The organism is Achromobacter sp. ISS7 (assembly GCF_056523125.1).
Genome location: NZ_JAWRZD010000001.1, coordinates 3,081,834 through 3,099,835 on the forward strand (window position 1 = coordinate 3,081,834; position 18,002 = coordinate 3,099,835).

Annotated in this window: 7 protein-coding genes; 1 reads left to right on the forward strand and 6 read right to left on the reverse strand. The window is 70.3% G+C overall.

Annotation, left to right across the window (positions count from 1 at the left end; translation table 11 throughout):
* The first annotated feature begins 51 nt into the window (after positions 1-51).
* Positions 52-867 carry a sulfite exporter TauE/SafE family protein gene (locus AC1HFW_RS13865; protein ID WP_479283896.1) on the forward strand — a complete coding sequence of 272 codons (816 nt, stop codon included), beginning with the start codon at positions 52-54 and terminating at the stop codon, positions 865-867.
* A 30-nt stretch (positions 868-897) separates the two neighbouring features.
* Here AC1HFW_RS13865 and AC1HFW_RS13870 read toward each other — a convergent pair whose 3' ends face one another.
* From AC1HFW_RS13870 to AC1HFW_RS13895, 6 genes are all read right to left on the reverse strand, one after another.
* The gene (locus AC1HFW_RS13870) at positions 898-1,794 is read right to left on the reverse strand and encodes an alpha/beta fold hydrolase (RefSeq protein WP_479283897.1); all 897 of its coding nucleotides are present in this window, start codon (positions 1,792-1,794) and stop codon (positions 898-900) included.
* 8 nt (positions 1,795-1,802) lie between these two features.
* A complete protein-coding gene (locus AC1HFW_RS13875; protein WP_006390070.1) occupies positions 1,803-2,414 on the reverse strand; it encodes a LysE family translocator in 612 nt (203 codons plus the stop codon).
* A 13-nt stretch (positions 2,415-2,427) separates the two neighbouring features.
* Positions 2,428-3,573: an aromatic ring-hydroxylating oxygenase subunit alpha gene (locus AC1HFW_RS13880; RefSeq protein WP_035359151.1), complete on the reverse strand. Its 1,146-nt coding sequence runs from the start codon at positions 3,571-3,573 to the stop codon at positions 2,428-2,430.
* Positions 3,574-3,647: 74 nt separating this feature from the next.
* Positions 3,648-4,466, reverse strand: a complete 819-nt coding sequence (locus AC1HFW_RS13885) for an alpha/beta fold hydrolase (protein ID WP_479283898.1) — start codon at positions 4,464-4,466, stop codon at positions 3,648-3,650.
* A 2-nt stretch (positions 4,467-4,468) separates the two neighbouring features.
* Positions 4,469-5,803, reverse strand: coding sequence for a hypothetical protein (locus AC1HFW_RS13890; RefSeq protein ID WP_061074033.1), 1,335 nt, complete (start codon positions 5,801-5,803; stop codon positions 4,469-4,471).
* Between the two features lie 93 nt (positions 5,804-5,896).
* On the reverse strand, positions 5,897-17,914 hold the full coding sequence (locus tag AC1HFW_RS13895; protein WP_479283900.1) for an amino acid adenylation domain-containing protein: 12,018 nt from the start codon (positions 17,912-17,914) through the stop codon (positions 5,897-5,899).
* Between the last annotated feature and the right edge of the window lie 88 nt (positions 17,915-18,002).

The window sequence follows — 18,002 nt, forward strand, 5'->3', positions numbered from 1 at the left end:
GCCACCGCCGGCCGCCCTATCGTGGCGTTTTCCCCGGAAAGGACACATGCAATGCTGTACGTGACATTGGCGCTGTTCGGCGCGTTGAGCGGCGTGACCACGGTGCTGTTCGGTTTTGGCGGCGGCTTCGTGGTGGTGCCGGTGCTGTACGGCGTGCTGACCGCCACCCACGGCGCGCAGGACGCCATCGGCCAGGCGGCGATGCACATCGCGGTGGCGACCTCGACCTGCGTGATGATCGTCAACTCGGTGGCCGCGACCCGCAAGCACCAGCGCGCCGGCAACATCGTGCGGGCCTACGTCTGGCCGCTGGCCGCCTTCATCGGCGCGGGTGCGCTGCTGGGCGCCTGGGCCGCCACCCGCGCCAGCGGCGACGTGGTGCGCTATGCCTTCATCGCCTATCAGGCCGTGACCATTCTCGACTGCCTGCTGCGCCAGGGCTTCATGGCGCAGCACGAGGCGCGCGCGGCGCGGCCGCTGGGCCAGGGCGTGACGGTCGGCGGCGGCGTGGTGATCGGCGTCATCGCCACGTTTCTCGGCGTGGGCGGCAGCGTGATGACGGTGCCGCTGCTGCGCCGCCGCGGCCTGCCGATGGCCAAGGCCGCGGCCATGGCCAATCCGCTGACGCTGCCGGTGGCGATTGTCGGCACGCTGGCCTACATGGCGGCGGCGCGCGCGCTGCCCGCCCCGCTGGCGCCGTGGATCATCGGCTATGTCGATCTGCTGGCCTTCGCGGCGCTGGCGTTGGGCTCGCTGGCGGGGATCCGGCTGGCGGCGCCGCTGATCCCGCGCATTCCCGACCGGCTGCACGCGCGGGTCTATGTCGCGCTGCTGGCGCTGGTGCTGCTGAGCATGGTGCTGGCCTAGCGCGGCGCGGGCGCCCCGCCGCGCCGCCGGCTATTGCGCGACGAAGGCCACCACCTGCGCCACCAGGGCCGGATCGCGCAGCGCGCGGGTGTGCCCCATCTTCTCGGTGGCCACCAGTTCGGCGCCCGGCCAGGCCTGCGCCAGCACCGCCGCATCGTCGAAGGGGCTTTCGCGATCGCCGCGGTCGTGGACGATCAGCAGCGGCGTCTTCATGGACGGCGCCAGCCGGGCCGGCTCCATCTCGGGGAAGGTGATGCCGAGCCAGTCCTGGGCGCGCTTGAGCACCAGCGGCATGACCTTGGGCGGCAGGTTCATCATGCGCCGCGAGTATTCCCAGACGCTGTCGTAGCGGCTGACCGGGCCCAGGAACACCGCGCGCTCGACGCTGAAGCCGCGCGACAGGGCGAAGGTGACGGCGGCCGCGCCCAGCGAATGCGCGATCACGCCGTGGAACGGCCCATAGGCCTGCGCGGCGTGGGCCACGCAGGGCTCGAAATGGCGCACCGACGCCTGCTTGCCGGTCGAGCGGCCATGCGCCGGCATATCGATGGCCACGACCTGGTAGCCGCGCTGGCGCAGCGGTTCGACATAGGCCGTCATCTGCGCGGCGTCGCCGCCCCAGCCGTGCACCAGCAGCACGCGCGGACCGCTGTCGCCCCATACGTAGTAATAGACCGTCTGGCCGTCGATCTCGTGCGGTTCGGCGCGCGCCTGGGCCAGCACGGTGCGCCCGGGTTCCGAGGGCTTGAGCCGCGCCGGCGTGAACAGCAGCTTCTGCACCACCTTGGCGGTGGCGCCGGGCGCCACGGTGCCGGCAAAGCCGAACACGGCGCCGATGACGCTGGCGATGAAGGGTTTCTTGCGAGGCTTGCGCGCGGCGCCCGTGTCGGCGGCGGCAACGGCGGAGAGCTTGTTTTCAGTCGTCATACGTCGTTTTATCCTGGTAGCAGAGACAAGCGAACGGCGGACCCAACAATCGATACAGAGAATACCCCGATTACCAGCGCGGCGGTGCGCTGCAATCTTTCCGGGTTGATGAAGCCGATGCGCTGTCCGGCGAGCACGGCGCCGAACTTGATCCAGATGAACGCGATCGGCACCAGCAGGCAGACGAACTGCGCCATCGCCGCCAGGTACCCGGGCACGTGCTCGAAGGCATGCGCCGGGAACAGGGTCGAGGCGAACACCAGGCCCTTGGGATTGAGCAAGGTGGCGATGAACAAGGCATAGGGGCCAATGGGCTCCCTGCGGGTGGTCACGTCCTCGCCCGCCGCGCACCAGATCCTGATTGCGACATAAGCCAGGTAGACGCTGCTGGCCACCCGCACCACGATGCCGATCCAGGGATAGGCCGTCTGCGCCGAGGCCAGGAACAGGCCCCAGGCCGTGATGCCGACCAGGTAGCCAGCCAGCTCGAATCCCACCAGCGGCGCGGCCCGCCGCAAGCCCTGCGCCAGCCCCGCCGCGGCCAGCAGGGTGTTGGTGGGCCCCGGCGTCAGCAGGATGGCCGCGGTGCCGAAGAGAAAGACCCAATCGATGCCGGTCATGTCGGGCACTCCGTCAGGCGGTCACGCGGTCGATGTTGTGCTGGAACATGCCCAGCAACCCCTCTTCCAGCCCCAGCGTGTGCTGCGGGTTGGCGCCGCAGCGCAGGCCGGCCTGCACGCCTTCGACGATGCCGAAGTCCTCGCGATGGAACACCGCGTCGATGTTGCCGAAACGCTGCGCCAGCGTCGCCTGCCCTTCCTCGCCCGCGTAATCGGCCTCGCGGTACAGCATGTCGTGGGTCCAGATGGTCTTGTCCGGCGCGATCGGATAGAAGGAATTGAGCGACACGATGTTGGCGTGGTTGATCAGGAACGTATTGGGGAAGAGAGTGTAGAACACCGATGCGTAGTCCAGGATGCGCCATGATTGCGGATCGGCCGAGGCCGCGTCCATCAGGTTGGTCTTGGCCGCGGCGATGCGGATGTGCAGGCCGTGCTCGACGTGCGCGATCACCCCTTTCTCGAACACCGGGCCGATGGTGTTCTTGTGCAGGATGGGCACGTGGTAGCGCTCCAGGTAGGTCTTGAGCAGCAGCTTCCAGTTGGCGTTCAACGTGCTGACCTTGCGGCTGTGCAGGGAAAGTTCGTCGAGCTTGAAGCCGGCGATCTCGTCGCTCATGTCGGCGCCCAGGCTGGCGTCCAGGTCGATGCTGGCGCCCGGCGTGGGATGCAGCCAGACCAGTCCCGAGCGCTCGGTCACCGTCAGTTCCACCAGCTTGTGCTTGCCGCAGTCCAGCTCGGGGAAGTTGTAGGGCTTGGTCACGCCCTTCAATTCGCCGTCCAGGCCGTAGACCCAGCCATGGAAGGGACAGGTGAAGAACTTCAGTTCCTTTTCATTGCCCGACACCAGGCGCGCGCCGCGATGGCGGCAGACGTTCAGGAAGGCGCGCAGCGCGCCGCCCTTGTCGCGCACCACCACGAAGGGCAGCCGGTCCCAGGGGCTGAGCAGGTACGAGCCCGGCTCGCGCACCTGGCTCGAAGCGCCCACCACCAGCGGATAGTCGCGAAAGGCCGTGTCCAGTTCGCGCTCCAGCACGCCATTGTCCATATAGACGCTGGCCGGCACTTGCACCACCCGGCCCAGCATGTCCTCGTCGCGGTCCACTTCGCGCAGCTTGAACATTTTCCGCAGGGTTTCTACTTGCGTCGCGTGTTTCATCTGAGATCCCAAGTCCTGTCAAAAGCGTTTTATGGAAAAAACGCCCCGGCCCCGCCGGCGCCGGGGCGGGCCGGTCATGCCGCGGCGGCCACCGGCGCCTCCTGCAGATAGGCCCCGACCCGCCTGCCCACGGCGCTCAGGCCCAGGATCTCGAAGTGGCCCGCGCCATCGACGATCTCCAGCGTGGCCCCCGGCCACGCGTCATACAGTTCCTGCGCGTGCGCCGGCGGCACGAAGTCGTCGTTGGCGCCATGGATCACCAGGCCGGGCACGTCCAGCGCGCCGGCGATGTGCCGGGGCGCGTAGTCGGTCCACAACGTGGCGCCGTAGCGGCGCTCCAGTTCGGCGCACAGCCGGGTCTCGACCTCGCCGTCCAGCTGGTTGAGCTGGACGAACTTCTCGACCAGGAAGCGCGTGGTGGACGGCGTGGAGATCGAGACGAAGGCATCGGCGCGAAACCCCTGGTGCATGGCCGACAACGCCCACAGCCCGCCCAGCGAATGGCTCACCACCGCGTGGACCTCGCCCAGGCGCGCGCAGACCTTGCGGATGAAGTCGCGCACCTGCACCGGGTCGGTGCCGCTGCCGGCGGCCTCGCCATGCGCCGGCATGTCGAACAGCACCACCTCGTAGCCCAGGTCCAGCAGCTGCTCGGCGATCGGCACCATGCTGCCCAGGTGGCTGTGGATGCCATGCGCCAGCACCACCGTCGGGCCCGCGCCGCGCCGGTAGTACTTGTAGACGCCGCCGTCGGCCTTCACCGAGAACGACTGGCAACGGCGCAGGAAGGCGCGGGTGAACTCGTCATACGGCACCCGCGTGATGGCGAAGTACCTGTCCAGGATGGCGGCGAAGGCCGGATCTTGGTTCGCGTCGGGGGTCGGCTGCGCCATGCTCAGCTCCCCGCCATCGCCGCCAGGCACTGGCGCGCCCGCTCCGGCAGCACGTATTCGCCGTCGCGCTCGATCTGCTCGTACAGGCGTTCGACCCGCTCGTAGTGCGCGTCCAGGTTCTGGTCGAGCAGATGATGCCTGGTCTTGTTGTAGACCCCGAACTGCAGGTCGGTCAGCAGCTCGAACGGGTTGATGTGGCCGTAGGGCGAGCCGAAGATCATCTTCAGGAATTCGTCGATGTCGTGGTAGCCCAGCGCCGTCAGCAGGAATTCGATGCCGGCGCGCTTGCGCTTGGTCTGGTAGGCGCGCTCCTTGGGGTCGACGATGAAATCCAGGCCGCTGGTCATGCCCGCCGGATACTCCACCTTGGAGAAGCAGCGGAAATCGATGGTGACGCGGTCTTCGGTGGCCTGCGGCAAGGTGCTGTCGGCATGCGCGCGGTAGTTGTCGAAGAACAGCGCCTGGCCCACCTTGGAGTCGCAGAACCAGCCCGAGGACGGCTTGTCGGCGTATTTCTTTTCCCAGTACTTGGCCATCAGGAAATCGCGCACCGTGGGCAGGTCGATCTCGGACAGCAGCCCTTCGGTGTACAGGTACAGGGCCTTGTCGATGGCGGCCCTTTCCTCGGGCTCCAGGTCCATGTCCAGCATCTTCATGTAGACGAAGTTGAGGTTGGGCGCCTCGACCTCGGCGTCCTCGAAGATGACGAACGGCTGGCGCGTCAGCGGCGTGGGCGTCAGGGCGGTGTGGAAGCTCTTGTAGTGCTTGGGAAAGCCCAGCCCCTTCTTGACCAGCGACGGGATCTGCAGCGCGATGCCGCTGGCCGAATGGGTGCCGTAGGGCTTCTTGCCCTTGGGCACCACGAAGGCGTTGACCACGGTGGTGGCCGCCTGCGGGAAGTGCTCCATCACCTTGTCCTGGTTGCGGTCGTAGAAGCGCTTGGCCGAGGGGATGAACAGGGCGCTGTTCTCGAACATGGTCGAAAGCGGGAAATAGGTGCCCACCGAGGTGTCCGAGAAGCTGCCCGCCACCTTGGCCTGCAGCCGCAGTTCGCGGCGCAGCTTGCCCGCCAGGTCGGCATCCACGTTCATGGGAATGACCTGGGTGGGCTGGTGCTCGGGGTAGAAGCAGCAGGTGTTCAGGGCGCGGTTCGGCGGCAGGCGCGAGGCCACGGCGGCAGGATCCGCCGTGTAGCGGTCCAGCACGCGCACCAGGTGGCGGGCATGCACGCCGGCCGCTTCGTTCAGGAAGGTGCCGGTCTTCTGCCAGATGCCGGTGCCCTGGGCTTCTTGCGGGGCGGCGGTTTGTGGTTGCTCTTGCAATTCGAGGGTAGTCATTCAAATCCTCCACGGGTCGTGGAAATCGGTCTGAGGACGCCGCCCGGCGGGCAGCGCCTGGATGGCGCTGCCCCGGCGACGGGTCGAACTTGCTCAAGCCGGCTGGGATACCGGCGACAACTCCTGCGCTTGCTGCGCGGCCGGCATGGCGGCCACGATCCGCTCCACATAGGGTTGGACATGCCTGGCATCGACCGGCGGGCACGGATAGACCTCGCCGCCGAATACCTGCCGCCCCACCGGGAAGCAATCGAACATCTGCTCCAGGTCGCTCTGCACGCCCAGGCCGTCCAGCACCGCCGCGATGCGCGCGATGGCGCTCTTGGGGTTGGCCTGCGCGTACGCCAGCGCGTCGTCCTTCCACTGCTCGAACGGCACGCTGCCGACCTGCACGCCCGCGCCGCGGATGTACTGCACCAGGCTGTTGAAGCCGGGCGCCTGCGGGTTGGCGAAGTCGTAGTCCTGGCCGATGCGGTCCTGGTCGCGGGTCATCACCTGGGCGATCACCCCGGCCAGGTAGTCCACCGGCAGCACGCCGCCGATGTCCGAGCCCAGCAGCGGGAAACTGCCCATGGCGATGCAACCCGAGATCAGGTTGTGCAGGAAGTCGCCGCGGTCCAGCCGGAAATGGCCGCTGGTGGCGCTGGCGCCCACGAACGGCAGGCGGTAGATCGAGGCCCGCGCCCCGCGCCAGCGCGCCGCCGCCACCATCTGCTCGGCCATGTACTTGGAGCTGAGGTAGCCGTACTCGCGCTCATCCTTGGACACCTCGTAGCCCTGGTGGCGCGGCAGCGTCGCGGCGGTCGAGACGAAGTGCACCGTCTTGCCGCGCCCGCGCGAGGCCAGCCGCAGCACCTCGTGCGTGCCGACCACGTTGGGCGCCAGGTAGTTGTCCAGCGGCAGCATCCAGTCGACCAGCGCGCCCGAATGGCAGATCGCGTCCACCTGGCCGGCCAGCTGGTCGAACTCGTGCTCGGACAGGCCGAACAGCGGCTGGGTCAGGTCGCCGACCACCGGGTTCAGCAGGGCCGCGTATTCCGGCTTCCAGAGATCGTATTTCTGCAGGATCTCCACCTGCCGCGCCATGGCCTTCTCGGCGTCGTCGGCCCGCACCAGGCAATAGGCGATGATGTTGGCGCGCAGCAGTTCGTGCAGCAGGAAGGCGCCGACAAAACCGGTGGACCCGGTGACGAACACCGCTTCCGGTTCCGCCTCCATCGTCATGACGTTGTCGAACTGCAATTCCGGCTCCAGGTAGCCGCGCCGCGCCACGCGATCGTCCAGGCGACGGCCGCCGGCCGCCTCCTTGGCCGTCGCGCCAGCCTCGGCCGAGGCCTCCTGGCTGTCCAGCCCCGCCTCGGTCAGCTTCTCCAGCAGGAACTGGCTCAGCGCCCGCAGGTTGGGATGGTCGAAGGCAATCTTGGCGGGCAAGGCCAGGCCGGTCATGTCCGACAGCTGGTTGCGCAGCAGCACCGCGGTCAGCGAGTCGATGCCGATATCCTGCAACGGCAGGCTGACGTCCACATCCTCCGGCGAGGAGAACTCCAGCGCCTTGGCCACTTCGGCGCGCACCGCTTCCAGCACCGCGGCCTCGCGCTGCTCGACCGCGGTCTCCACCAGCAGCTTGCGCAGGCCGGCGCCGCCGCCCCCGCCGCCGCCCGCGCCGCGCGCGCCCGCCGCGCGGCTGAACAGCTCACGGTACAGGGCCGGCGCGCTGCCGCCGTTGTTGTCCTCCAGCGTGCGTTGCAGGCGGCCGAGGTCGAGCGCCGCGGCCACGGCCATCGGCGCATCGCTCATCACGGCGCTCTCGAACAGGTCGAGCGCCTCGGTCGGGCCGAGCGCCTCCATGCCCTGGCGGCTGAAGCGCGTCTTGTCGGCGTCGCTCAGCCGCGCGGCCATGCCCTGCCCGTCCCAGGCGCCCCAGGCCACCGAGGTCGCCGCCAGGCCCTTGGCGCGGCGGTGATGCGCCAGCGCGTCCAGGAAGGTATTGGCGGCGGCGTAATTGCCCTGGCCCGGCGTGCCGGTCACGCCGGAGATCGACGAGAACAGCACGAAGAAGTCCAGCGGCAGGTCCTGCGTCAGGCGGTGCAGGTGCCATGCGCCGTCGACCTTGGGCGCGAGCACGGTGTCAAAGCGTTCCGGCGTCTGGCCGGCGAGCATGCCGTCGTCCAGCACCCCCGCCGCGTGCACCACGCCACGCAGCGGCCGGCCTTCGCCGAACTCGCCCATGACCCGTTGCAGCCCCTCGGCATCGGCCGCGTCGCACGCCACCACGGTGGCGCGGGCGCCCAGCTCGGCCAGCTCGGAGACAAAGGCCTCGGCATCCGGCGAACGCATGCCGCTGCGCGAGGTCAGCACCAGCTCGCGCACCTGGTGGTTCTGCACCAGCCACTTCGACACGTAGCGGCCCAGGCCGCCCAGGCCGCCGGTGACCAGCACCGCGCCGTCCGGATCGACCATGCCGCGGCGTTGCGTCGGCACCAGCACCACCTTGCCCACGTGGCGGGCCTGGGCGATGAAGCGCAGCGCGTCGGAGGCACTGTCCAGCGGGAAGGTGCGCAGCGGCAGCGGCTTGAGCTTGCCCTCGGCGAACAGCGCGGCGATGGCGCCCAGCATTTCCTGGATGCGCTCGACGCCGGCCTCGGGCAGGTTGTAGACGCGGTAGGTCACCCCCGGATGGTTGGCCTCGACCCAGGCCTGGTCGCGCAGGTCGATCTTGCCCATTTCGAGGAAGCGGCCGCCCGGCTTGAGCATGGCGAAGCTGGCATCGATGAACTCGCGCGCCAGCGAGTTGAGCACGATGTCGAACGCGCGGCCCGGCGCCGTCTCGGCGAAGGTCTGCGCGAAGTCCAGGCTGCGCGAGGTGCCGATATGGTCATCGGCCAGGCCCAGCTTGCGCAGCGCCGGCCACTTCGGTTCGCTGGCGGTGCCGTAGACCTCGGCGCCATGCAGCAACGCCAGCTGCACCGCCGCCATGCCCACGCCGCCGGCCGCGGCATGCACCAGCACGCGCTCGCCGGGCTGCATATTGCCCAGCACGTGCAGGCCATACCATGCCGTCAGGAAGGTCATAGGGATGGTCGCGGCTTCCTCGAAGCTGAGGTTGTCGGGCTTGGCCACGACTTGCCGCGCGTCCACCACGATGGCGGAACCGAAGGCGCCGCGCGCCAGCCCCAGCACCGGGTCGCCCGGCTTCAGGTGCTTGACGGCGCTGCCGACTTCGGTGACCACGCCGGCGAACTCCAGGCCCAACGCCGGGATCTCGACCATGCCCAGGGCGTTCAGCACGTCCAGGAAGTTCACGCCCGTGGCCTTGACCGCGGCGCGGATCTCGCCCGCCGCCAGCGGCTCGTCCACCAGCGTCTTCACCGACAGCGGCTGGTCCAGGCGGCCCTTGGTGGCGATCTCCAGCCGCCAGTTGCCCTCGGCCGGCAACACCAGGCCGGCGTTGGCGGGTGCCTTCTTCAGGCGCGGCGCCAGCACCTTGGCGCCCCGCAGCGCGCACTCGGGTTCGCCCTCCAGCGCCAGCGCGGCGGCCAGCGTGTCCAGGTCGGCCGCGGTCTCGCCCAGGTCGACGATGCGCAGAGCCAGTTCCGGATGCTCGTTGCGCGCCGTGCGCAACAGGCCCCACAACGGGCTGGCGCCCAGATCGGACACCGGATCGTCGCTGCTGGTGCCGACCGCGCCGCGCGTCAACCAGATGACGGGCTTGGCGAAGCCGGCCAGCGCCAGTTCCTGCACCTGCACCAGCGCGCTGGCGGCCTGGCGGTGCGACGGTTCGACCACCTGGCCATCGCCGCCCCACAGCTGGATCACGCCATCGCAGGCCTCGGCCTCGTTCAACTGGGCGATGTCGACAACCTGCGCCCCCGCCTGCATCAGACGGGTACGCACCTCGTCGGCCCACGGCGTGCCGCTGCCGCCCATCAAGCCCCAGGTGCCGCCGAACACGGTTTCCTGCGCCTCGACCGGCAGCCATTCCGTGCGGAACAGGAAGCGGTCGATGCCGGCCGACGCCAGGCGCCGCAGCGCCGCGCGGTCGATGCGGCGCGCATGCAGGCGCTGCAGCCGGCCGACGTGCTCGCCACTGGTGTCGTACAGGTCCAGCGAAGCCCAGAACTCGCCCTCGCCCATCTCGAATTCCGCCACCTTGACCCAGACCTCGGCCAGGCCGTCCTTCCAGACCGACAGGCGTTCGGCCTCGAACGGCACGAACACATCGTCGCCCACCTGCGCCTTCAGGCGCTGGGTCAGCAGCAGCGAGTGCATCGACGAATCCAGCAGCGCGGGATGCAGGCCATAGCGGATGGCCGACGAGACCGCGGCCTCCGGCAGCGCCACCCGCGCCCAGACATCGCCGTCCACGTGCCAGGCGGCATTGATGCCCTGGAACGTCGGGCCGTAGCCGTAGCCCAGTTCATGCAGGTCCTGGTAGAGCGCCGCCACGTCGATCGGATCGCCATCCGGCGGCGGCAGTTCGACCGAATCCTGGCGCGCGGCCTGGGCCGGCACCAGCTTGCCTTCGGCGTGCAGCTGCCATTCGCCGGCGTCGTCCGACTCCGGCGCGCTGTAGACGTGCACCGTGCGGGCCCCGCCCGATTCCGCGCCCACCGTGATCTGCATGCGCAGCGACACCCCGGGCGCCAGCACCATCGGCGCCAGGATGATCACATCGGCCAGGTCCCATTGGCCCTTGACCTGCCGCCCCGCGGCACGCATCGCCTCGAAGAACGCCGTGCCCGGCATCAGCACCGCGTCCATCACCTGGTGCTCCTGCACCCAGGCCGGTTCGTCGGCCGCCACCACCGTCGTGAACATCGTCATGTCGGTGCCGGCGATCTGCACGCCGCCGCCCAGCAGCTGGTGGTTGGCGTCGTTCAGGCCGGCGCCGACCGCGCGAGTGGGCATGGGCTCGAGCCAGTAGCGTTCGCGCTGGAAGGCGTAGGTGGGCAGCTTGACCCGTTCGCCGCCATACGGGGCGAAGAAGCCGCGCCAGTCCACCGCCGCGCCCAGCACGTGCAGCTCGGCCAGGCCCTTCTGCATGGCCTGGGTCTCGTCCTTGGCCGGGTTGAGCGAGGTCACCCACGTCACCGGGCCGTCGTCGGCCAGGCAGGCCGCGCCCATGCCGGACAGCACCGGCTGCGGACCCAGTTCCAGGAAGGCATTGATGCCCTGCTGGTGGAGCGTGCGCATGCCGGCGTTGAAGCGCACCGCCTGGCGTGCCTGCTGCACCCAGTATTCCGGCTGCGTCATCTCGCCGCGCCTGGCCATTTCGCCGGTCAGGCTGCTGACCAGGGCCAGCTTCGGCGTGGCGTAGTTGAGCGACTGCGCCACCTGGCGGAAGGCGCCCAGCATCGGTTCCAGCAGATGCGAGTGGAACGCGTGCGAGACCTCCAGCCGCTTGGCCTTGCGCTGTTGCTGCTTGAAGTGCGCCACCACCTGCTCGATACTGCCGATGTCGCCGGACACCACCGTCTGCTGCGGCGCGTTCAGGCCGGCCAGCGAGACCTTGGCGGCCAGGCCGAGCGCCGCCAGGGCGGCCTCGACCTCGGCCGCGCTGGCCTCCAGCGAGGCCATGCCGCCACCGGCCGGCAACGCCTGCATCAGGCGGCCGCGCGCAGCCACCAGGCGGCAGGCGTCGTCCAGGTCGAACACGCCGGCGGCATGGGCGGCGGCGATCTCGCCGATACTGTGGCCCAGCAACAGCTCGGGCTGCACGCCCCAGCTTTCCCACACCCGCCACAACGCCACCTCCAGCGCGAACAGGGCCGGCTGGGTGAAGTCGGTGCGGTTGAGCAAGGCGGCGTCGTCGCTGCCTGCCTCGGCGAACATCACCTCCAGCAGCGGCTTTTCCAGCGTGGTGAAACGCTGCGCGATGTCGTCCAGCGCCTGGCGGAACACCGGGTTGGACTGGTACAGGCCGTGGCCCATGCGCGGCAGCTGGCTGCCCTGGCCGGTGAACAGCAGGGCCAGGCGGCATTCGCGGTCGCGGTCATCCACCATGCTGACGGCGCCCGCCGGCACCTCGCCGGTGCGGCCGTACGACGCCAGCGCGTCGAGCAGGTCGGACTTGCCCTTGGCGAACACCACCAGGCGCTTGCGGAAGTGCGTGCGGGTGGTGGCCAGCGACGTCGCCACGTCCAGGAAGCGATCCTGGATGTTCATGCCCATGTGCAGGTGCAGCTTGTCGGCCTGCGCCCGCAGCGCCGGCACGGTGAAGGCCGACAGCACGAACGGCAGCGACTCCGGCGTCGCCGCCGGCTTGGCGGCGCGGGCCGGCGCGGCGGCCTTGGGCGGTTCCTCCACCACCACGTGGGCGTTGGTGCCGCCGATGCCGAACGAGCTGACGCCGGCGCGGCGCGGGCGCTCGCCCGCCAGCCACGGCTGTTCCTGCTGCACCAGCGCCATCTGCGCCGCGGCCCAGTCGACCGCCGGGGTCGGCTCGACCACGTGCAGCGTGATGGGCAGCTTGTCGTGGTGCATGGCCAGCACCACCTTCATGACGCCGGCCAGGCCGGCCGCCGCCTGGGTGTGGCCCAGGTTGGACTTGACCGAGCCGACCCACAGCGGCCGCTCGGCCGTGTGGCTGCCGCCGAACACGGCGGCCAGGCCGTTGGCCTCGATCGGGTCGCCGAGCTTGGTGCCGGTGCCGTGCGCTTCCAGGTAGTCGATGTCCGACGGCTGCAGCCCCGACATGGCCAGCGCCTGGCGGATCACGCGCTGCTGCGCGGGACCGCTGGGCGTGGTCAGGCTGGCGCTGTGGCCGGCATGGTTGACCGCGGTGCCGCGCAGGATCGCCAGCACCGGATCGCCGTCGCGCTGCGCGTCCGACAGGCGCTTGAGCACCACCACGGCGGCGCCTTCGCTCCAGCCAGTGCCGTCGGTGCTGGACGAGAACGACTTGCAGCGGCCGTCCGGCGACATGCCGCGCAGGCGGCTGAATTCCACGTGCAGGTCGGGCGACAGCATCAGCGTCACGCCGGCCGCCACCGCCAGGTCGCACTCGCCCTGGCGCAAGGCATTGCAGGCCAGGTGGGTGGTGACCAGCGACGACGAGCAGGCGGTGTCCACCGTCATGCTGGGCCCTTCCAGGCCCAGCACGTACGAGACCCGGCCGGACATGGTGCTGCCGGCCGAGCCGGTGCCGACATAGCCGTCCAGGTCGGCCAGGCCGCCAGCCAGCGCCAAGCCGTACTCGTGGTAGCCCTTGCCGATGCCGATGAAGACGCCGGTCTGGCTGCCGCGCAGCTGGTCCATCGAATAGCCGGCCTGCTCGATCGCCTCGGAGGTGACTTCCAGCATCATGCGCTGGGCCGGATCGAGCGCCCGCGCCTCGCGCGGCGAAATGCCGAAGAACGGCGCGTCGAACAGGTCGATCGGCGTCACGAAGCCGCCGCGCATGCAGTACGACTTGCCGCGCGCGTCCGGATCGGCGTCATAGATGGCCGCCGCGTCCCAACGTTCGCGCGGCACTTCGACGATGCCGTCGCCGCCGCGCTCCAGCAGGTTCCACAGGTCTTCGGGGCTGTTGACGTTGCCCGGCAGGCGGCAGGCCATCGCGACGATGGCGATGGGCTCGTCGGCCAGCGCGTTGCGGCGCTTGGGCGTGTTGAGCGCGGCCTTCCTGTTGCCGGCCAGGTGCGCGGCCAGGTCCTTGATGGTGAAGTGCTCGTACAGCGTCGAGGTCGACACATTGCGGCCCAGCAGCTTCTGCAGCTCGGCCTGCACCCGCACCACCCGCAGCGAATTGCCGCCGATCTTGAAGAAGCTGTCGTTGATGCCGATGCGGTCGTGCCCCAGCACCTCGGCCCAGACCGCCTGCAACTGCTGTTCCAGCTCGTTGGTGGGCTGCACCGCCGGCTCCAGCATCACCTCGGTGGGCTCGGGCAGCGCCTTGCGGTCGATCTTGCCGTTCGGCGTCAGCGGAAACTCGTCCAGCTCGACGAAGAAGTCGGGGATCATGTAGCCCGGCAGGCGCGCTTCCAGCCACGGCCGCAGCACGCGTTGCAGCGCCGGGCGCGGCGGGGCGCCGGCGGCCGGCTGGTTGGCCAGGCGCGCCAGCGCTTCGCGATCGGCGGCCCGCGGCGCCTGCCAGGTCAGGTCGGGCTGTTCGCCCGCCGGCCAGAACACGGCGTCGAAAGCCCAGATGTCGCGCGAGCGGCTCGGCAACATGGCCATGCGGTAGCCCGCCGCCTCGGCCGCCTGCGCCAGGTCGCGCGGGTCGACCCACTGGCCCGGTTCGGCCGTGGCCTTGGCCTCCAGCACGTGGCCCACGCGCTGGTGCACGTCGGCCAACCGGCCATTGGGAATGTTGGCGATGGCCAGCGGCTTGCCGCCCTGCCCCAGGCTGCGCGCCAGCGCCGCCAGGTCGAGCCCGTCGCCGCGCCAGTCGAGCGCGACCAGGCGTTGCGGCTTGGCGCGGCCGGCGGCCGGCGCGCCGATGTGCAGGATGACGTCGAAGCGGAAGCGCGACATCTCGTTGACGTAGGCGCCGTCGCGCAGCAGCACTTCGACGCGCGAGATCCGCGGATACAGCGCCGGCAGGTTGGCGAAGAACTCAGGCGCCAGCGCCAGCTCGCGTTCCGCGCGCAGGCCACGCTGGGCGCGCCGGCGCAGTTCGTCGGCCGACAGGCTGCACAGGCCCTGGAAATTCGCCACGTCCGCGTGGAAGGCCTCCAGCAGCGACAGGTCGCGCACGTCGCCGACGAAGATGCGGCCCTCGGTCACCGCCTGGGTGGCCCAGTCCAGCACCGACAGCAGATAGCCCGCGCTGGGGAAGTACTGCGCCACCGAGTTGATGACCACGGTGTCGAAGCTGCCCGGCGCCACCTCGGGCAGGTCGTTGGCCAGGCGGTGTTCGCACGAGGCCTGCGGCAAGCCGCCCAGGTGGCGGTTGATCTGGTCGACCGCCTGGCTGGAGGCGTCGATGGCGCGGTACTGGGCGACCTTGGGCGCGACGCCGAACAGCACCAGGCCGGTGCCCGAGCCGACCTCGAAGACGCGCTCGGGGCCGGTGGACAGGATGCGGTCGACGGTGCGCTGCTGCCAGTCGCGCATCTCGTCGGCGGCGAACGGCAGGCCGTCATAGCTGTTGTGCCAGCCGGCGGTATTGAAGGTGGGATCCGCCGCGCCGGGCTCGTAGGCACGGTCCCAGACGTCGCGCCATTCGGTCACGGCAGTGGTCTCGGCGCGGCGGTCCTGCCCGGCGCTGACCGGGGCGCTGTTGCGCAGGCAGTAGGCCACCAGCTGGTCGTTGCGGCCCACCACCACGGCGCGGCCGATGTCGTCGTGGCTGGCCACGGCGGCCTCGACCTCGCCCAGCTCGATGCGGAAACCGCGCAGCTTGATCTGGCCGTCGTTGCGGCCCAGCACCACCAGCCTGCCCGGTTCCTTGAAGCAGGCCAGGTCGCCGGTGCGGTACAGGGCGCCGGGCGCGAACGGGTTGGCGCCGAACTGCGCCGCCGTCTGCGCCGGGTCCTTGTGATAGCCGCGCGCCACGCCGGCGCCGCCGATGCACAGCTCGCCGGCAAAGCCGGCCGGCACCGGCGCCAGGTTGGCGTCCAGCACGTACAACTGGGTGTTGGCGATGGGCTGGCCGATGACGATGTCCTCGCCCGGCCGCACCTGCCAGACGCTGGACCAGACGGTGGTCTCGGTCGGGCCGTACATGTTCCACACCGACTCGGCGCGCGCCAGCAGTTCATCCGCCAGCGCGCGCGGCAGGGCTTCGCCTCCGCACAGCAGGCGCTTGAGCGACACGGCGCGCGGCCAGCCCGATTGCAGCAGCAGCTGCCAGGTGGTGGGCGTGGCCTGCATCATGGTGACGGCGTGGCGGCGCATCAGGTCCAGCAGCGTCTGGCCGTCCAGGCTTTCCTGCTGCCGCGCGATCACCACGCTGGCGCCGCTGATCAGCGGCAGGAACAGTTCCAGCGCCGCGATATCGAAGGAGATCGTGGTCACCGCGAGCAGGCTGTCGTCGGCCTCGCAGCCCGGCGCGGCGCGCATCGACAGCAGGAAGTTGCCCAACGCGCCGTGCGTGACTTCCACGCCCTTGGGCTTGCCGGTGGATCCCGACGTGAAGATGACGTAGGCCAGGTCGTCGGCCTGCGCCGCGCGCGGCGCGTTGGCGCTGTCGTCGCCGGCCTGGGCCAGCGCCGCGCCCAGGTCGAGGCAGCGTTCGGCCCAGGCGCTCAGGCTGCCGTCGCGCGCCGCCGGCGGCGCGATCAGCAGCGCGGGCTGGGCGGCCTCCAGCATCTGGCGGATGCGCTCGGCCGGGAACGCCATGTCGACCGGCACGTAGGCGGCGCCCGTCTTCAGCACGGCCAGCAGCGCCACCACCATGTCGATGGAACGGTCCAGGCACACGCCCACCAGCTGGCCACGGCCGATGCCCTTGGCGCGCAGGACGCCGGCCACCCGATTGGCGGCGGCGTTCAGTTCGCCATAGGACATGGCCTGGTCGGCGCAGCGCAGCGCCACCCTGCCCTCGTGCTGGGCGGCGGCGTGCTCGAACAGTTCATGCACCACCGCGCCCAGCGTGGCGGCGTCGCCGGTGGCGTTGAACTGCTCCAGCAGCGATTGCCGCTCGCCCGCCGACAGCGCCTCGACGTCACCCAGCGCGCGATCGGCCGAGGCCGGCACGCGGCGGCACCAGTCGGCCACCTGCGCGGCCAGCTGGGCCGCGGTGCGGCGCGCGATCTTGCGCGGATTGAAATGCAGCTCAAAGGCTTCGCTACCGGCCAGCAGCACGAATTCCAGCGCCGGCCGGTCTTCGTCCGCCGCATAGGCCGCCGGCACCTGGCATGACACCAGCACGTCCGGCGTCAATTCGCCGCGCGCATGGCGCGCCGCAAGGGAGGCGTCGCGGCCGATCAGGTCGCGCCGGATCAGGCCATGCTGGCGCGCCTGCGCCAGGGCGCCCGCGACGGCGGCCAGGTTGGCCGACAGCGCCGCCGACGTATCCAGGCGCGCCAGCACCGGCGCCCACGCGCAGAACACGTCGCGGCAGTCCGCTGCCACCTCGGCGCGCGGCAGCGCCACCGCCAGGTGGACGTCGGCCGCGCCCGAGGCGCGCGCCAGGAAGGTGCACAGGCCGCCCACGGCCTGTTCGATGAACGCCTGCTCACGGCTCGCGCCCTGCGGCGCGGCGGGCAGCTTGCCCACGATCGGCGCCGTATTGGTCTCGGCCGCCGCCGGCCGCGCGTACGGCAGGCGATAGGGTTGCCAGGCGGTCCATTGGCCGCGCCAGTAGGCCGTCGACCCTGACGCGGCGGTGCCGGCGGCCGTGACCTGGGCGCGGGCCTGCTCGCTGACCGAGGCCAGTCGCGCGCCAGCCTGCAGGCTGCCGGCGCTGACCAGGTCGGCGATGGCGACGTCCTCGCCTTCCAGCGTGCACAGCGCCTCCAGGCGCAGCGCGCGGTTGCCGGTGGCGATGCTGGCGCCGAACGCGTCGGCCGCCACCACATCGCCCGGCGTCGCGCCCGCGGCGCGCGCCTCGATGCTGACTTTGCGCACGGCCAGCACGCGGCCGTCGATCAGCGCCTTGGGCCACACCAGCGGGCTGCTGAACGGCCCGTTGTCGGTGGCGCGCACCATGGCCGCGATCTGTTCCGCGTCCTGGTGCCAGTCGATCAGGCCTTCGGCCGAGAACTGCGAATGGCGCGAGAAATAGCGGCGCCGCGACAGGTCCTGCGGCGTCTCGCTTTCATGGCCGGCGGCCAGGTCGTCGACCAGCGCGCCAAAGCTCTGGATGGCGGTCTCGTCGCACTTCAGGCCCAGCGACAGGGCCGTATCGGCCGATTCGATCGGCACCGCGACCCGCTTGAGGATGCCGCCGCCGTCGATGATCTCGCCGATGCGATGCCAGGTGATGGCGTAGTCGGTGGCGCGGTCGTACACCGCCCAGGCCGGTACGTGCAGGCCCGAGTATTCCGGCAACGGGCCATAGTGGTAGTTGATGCTCATGCGCCGCACGCGCTCGAGCAGCGCGTCCGGGATCACCGCGTAGTTGCCGATACTGAAGAGGATGTCGGCCGACAACCGGGATTCAGGCTTGACCGCGTCTTCCAGGGCGTACTGCGGGATGCCGGCCTTGGCGGCCCACGCGCGCACGGTCAAATCCGTTGAAATCACTGCCTGTACGCGGTGTCCCTTAGCCATCAGCAGTTCGCCGCAACGAACCAGGACACTGCCGTCTCCA

What these genes read in the sequence shown, in the direction of transcription:
- AC1HFW_RS13865 (WP_479283896.1), top strand. Translation starts at nt 52, where the DNA reads ATGCTGTACGTGACATTGGCGCTGTTCGGCGCGTTGAGCGGCGTGACC.
- AC1HFW_RS13870 (WP_479283897.1), bottom strand. Translation starts at nt 1,794, where the DNA reads ATGACGACTGAAAACAAGCTCTCCGCCGTTGCCGCCGCCGACACGGGC.
- AC1HFW_RS13875 (WP_006390070.1), bottom strand. Translation starts at nt 2,414, where the DNA reads ATGACCGGCATCGATTGGGTCTTTCTCTTCGGCACCGCGGCCATCCTG.
- AC1HFW_RS13880 (WP_035359151.1), bottom strand. Translation starts at nt 3,573, where the DNA reads ATGAAACACGCGACGCAAGTAGAAACCCTGCGGAAAATGTTCAAGCTG.
- AC1HFW_RS13885 (WP_479283898.1), bottom strand. Translation starts at nt 4,466, where the DNA reads ATGGCGCAGCCGACCCCCGACGCGAACCAAGATCCGGCCTTCGCCGCC.
- AC1HFW_RS13890 (WP_061074033.1), bottom strand. Translation starts at nt 5,803, where the DNA reads ATGACTACCCTCGAATTGCAAGAGCAACCACAAACCGCCGCCCCGCAA.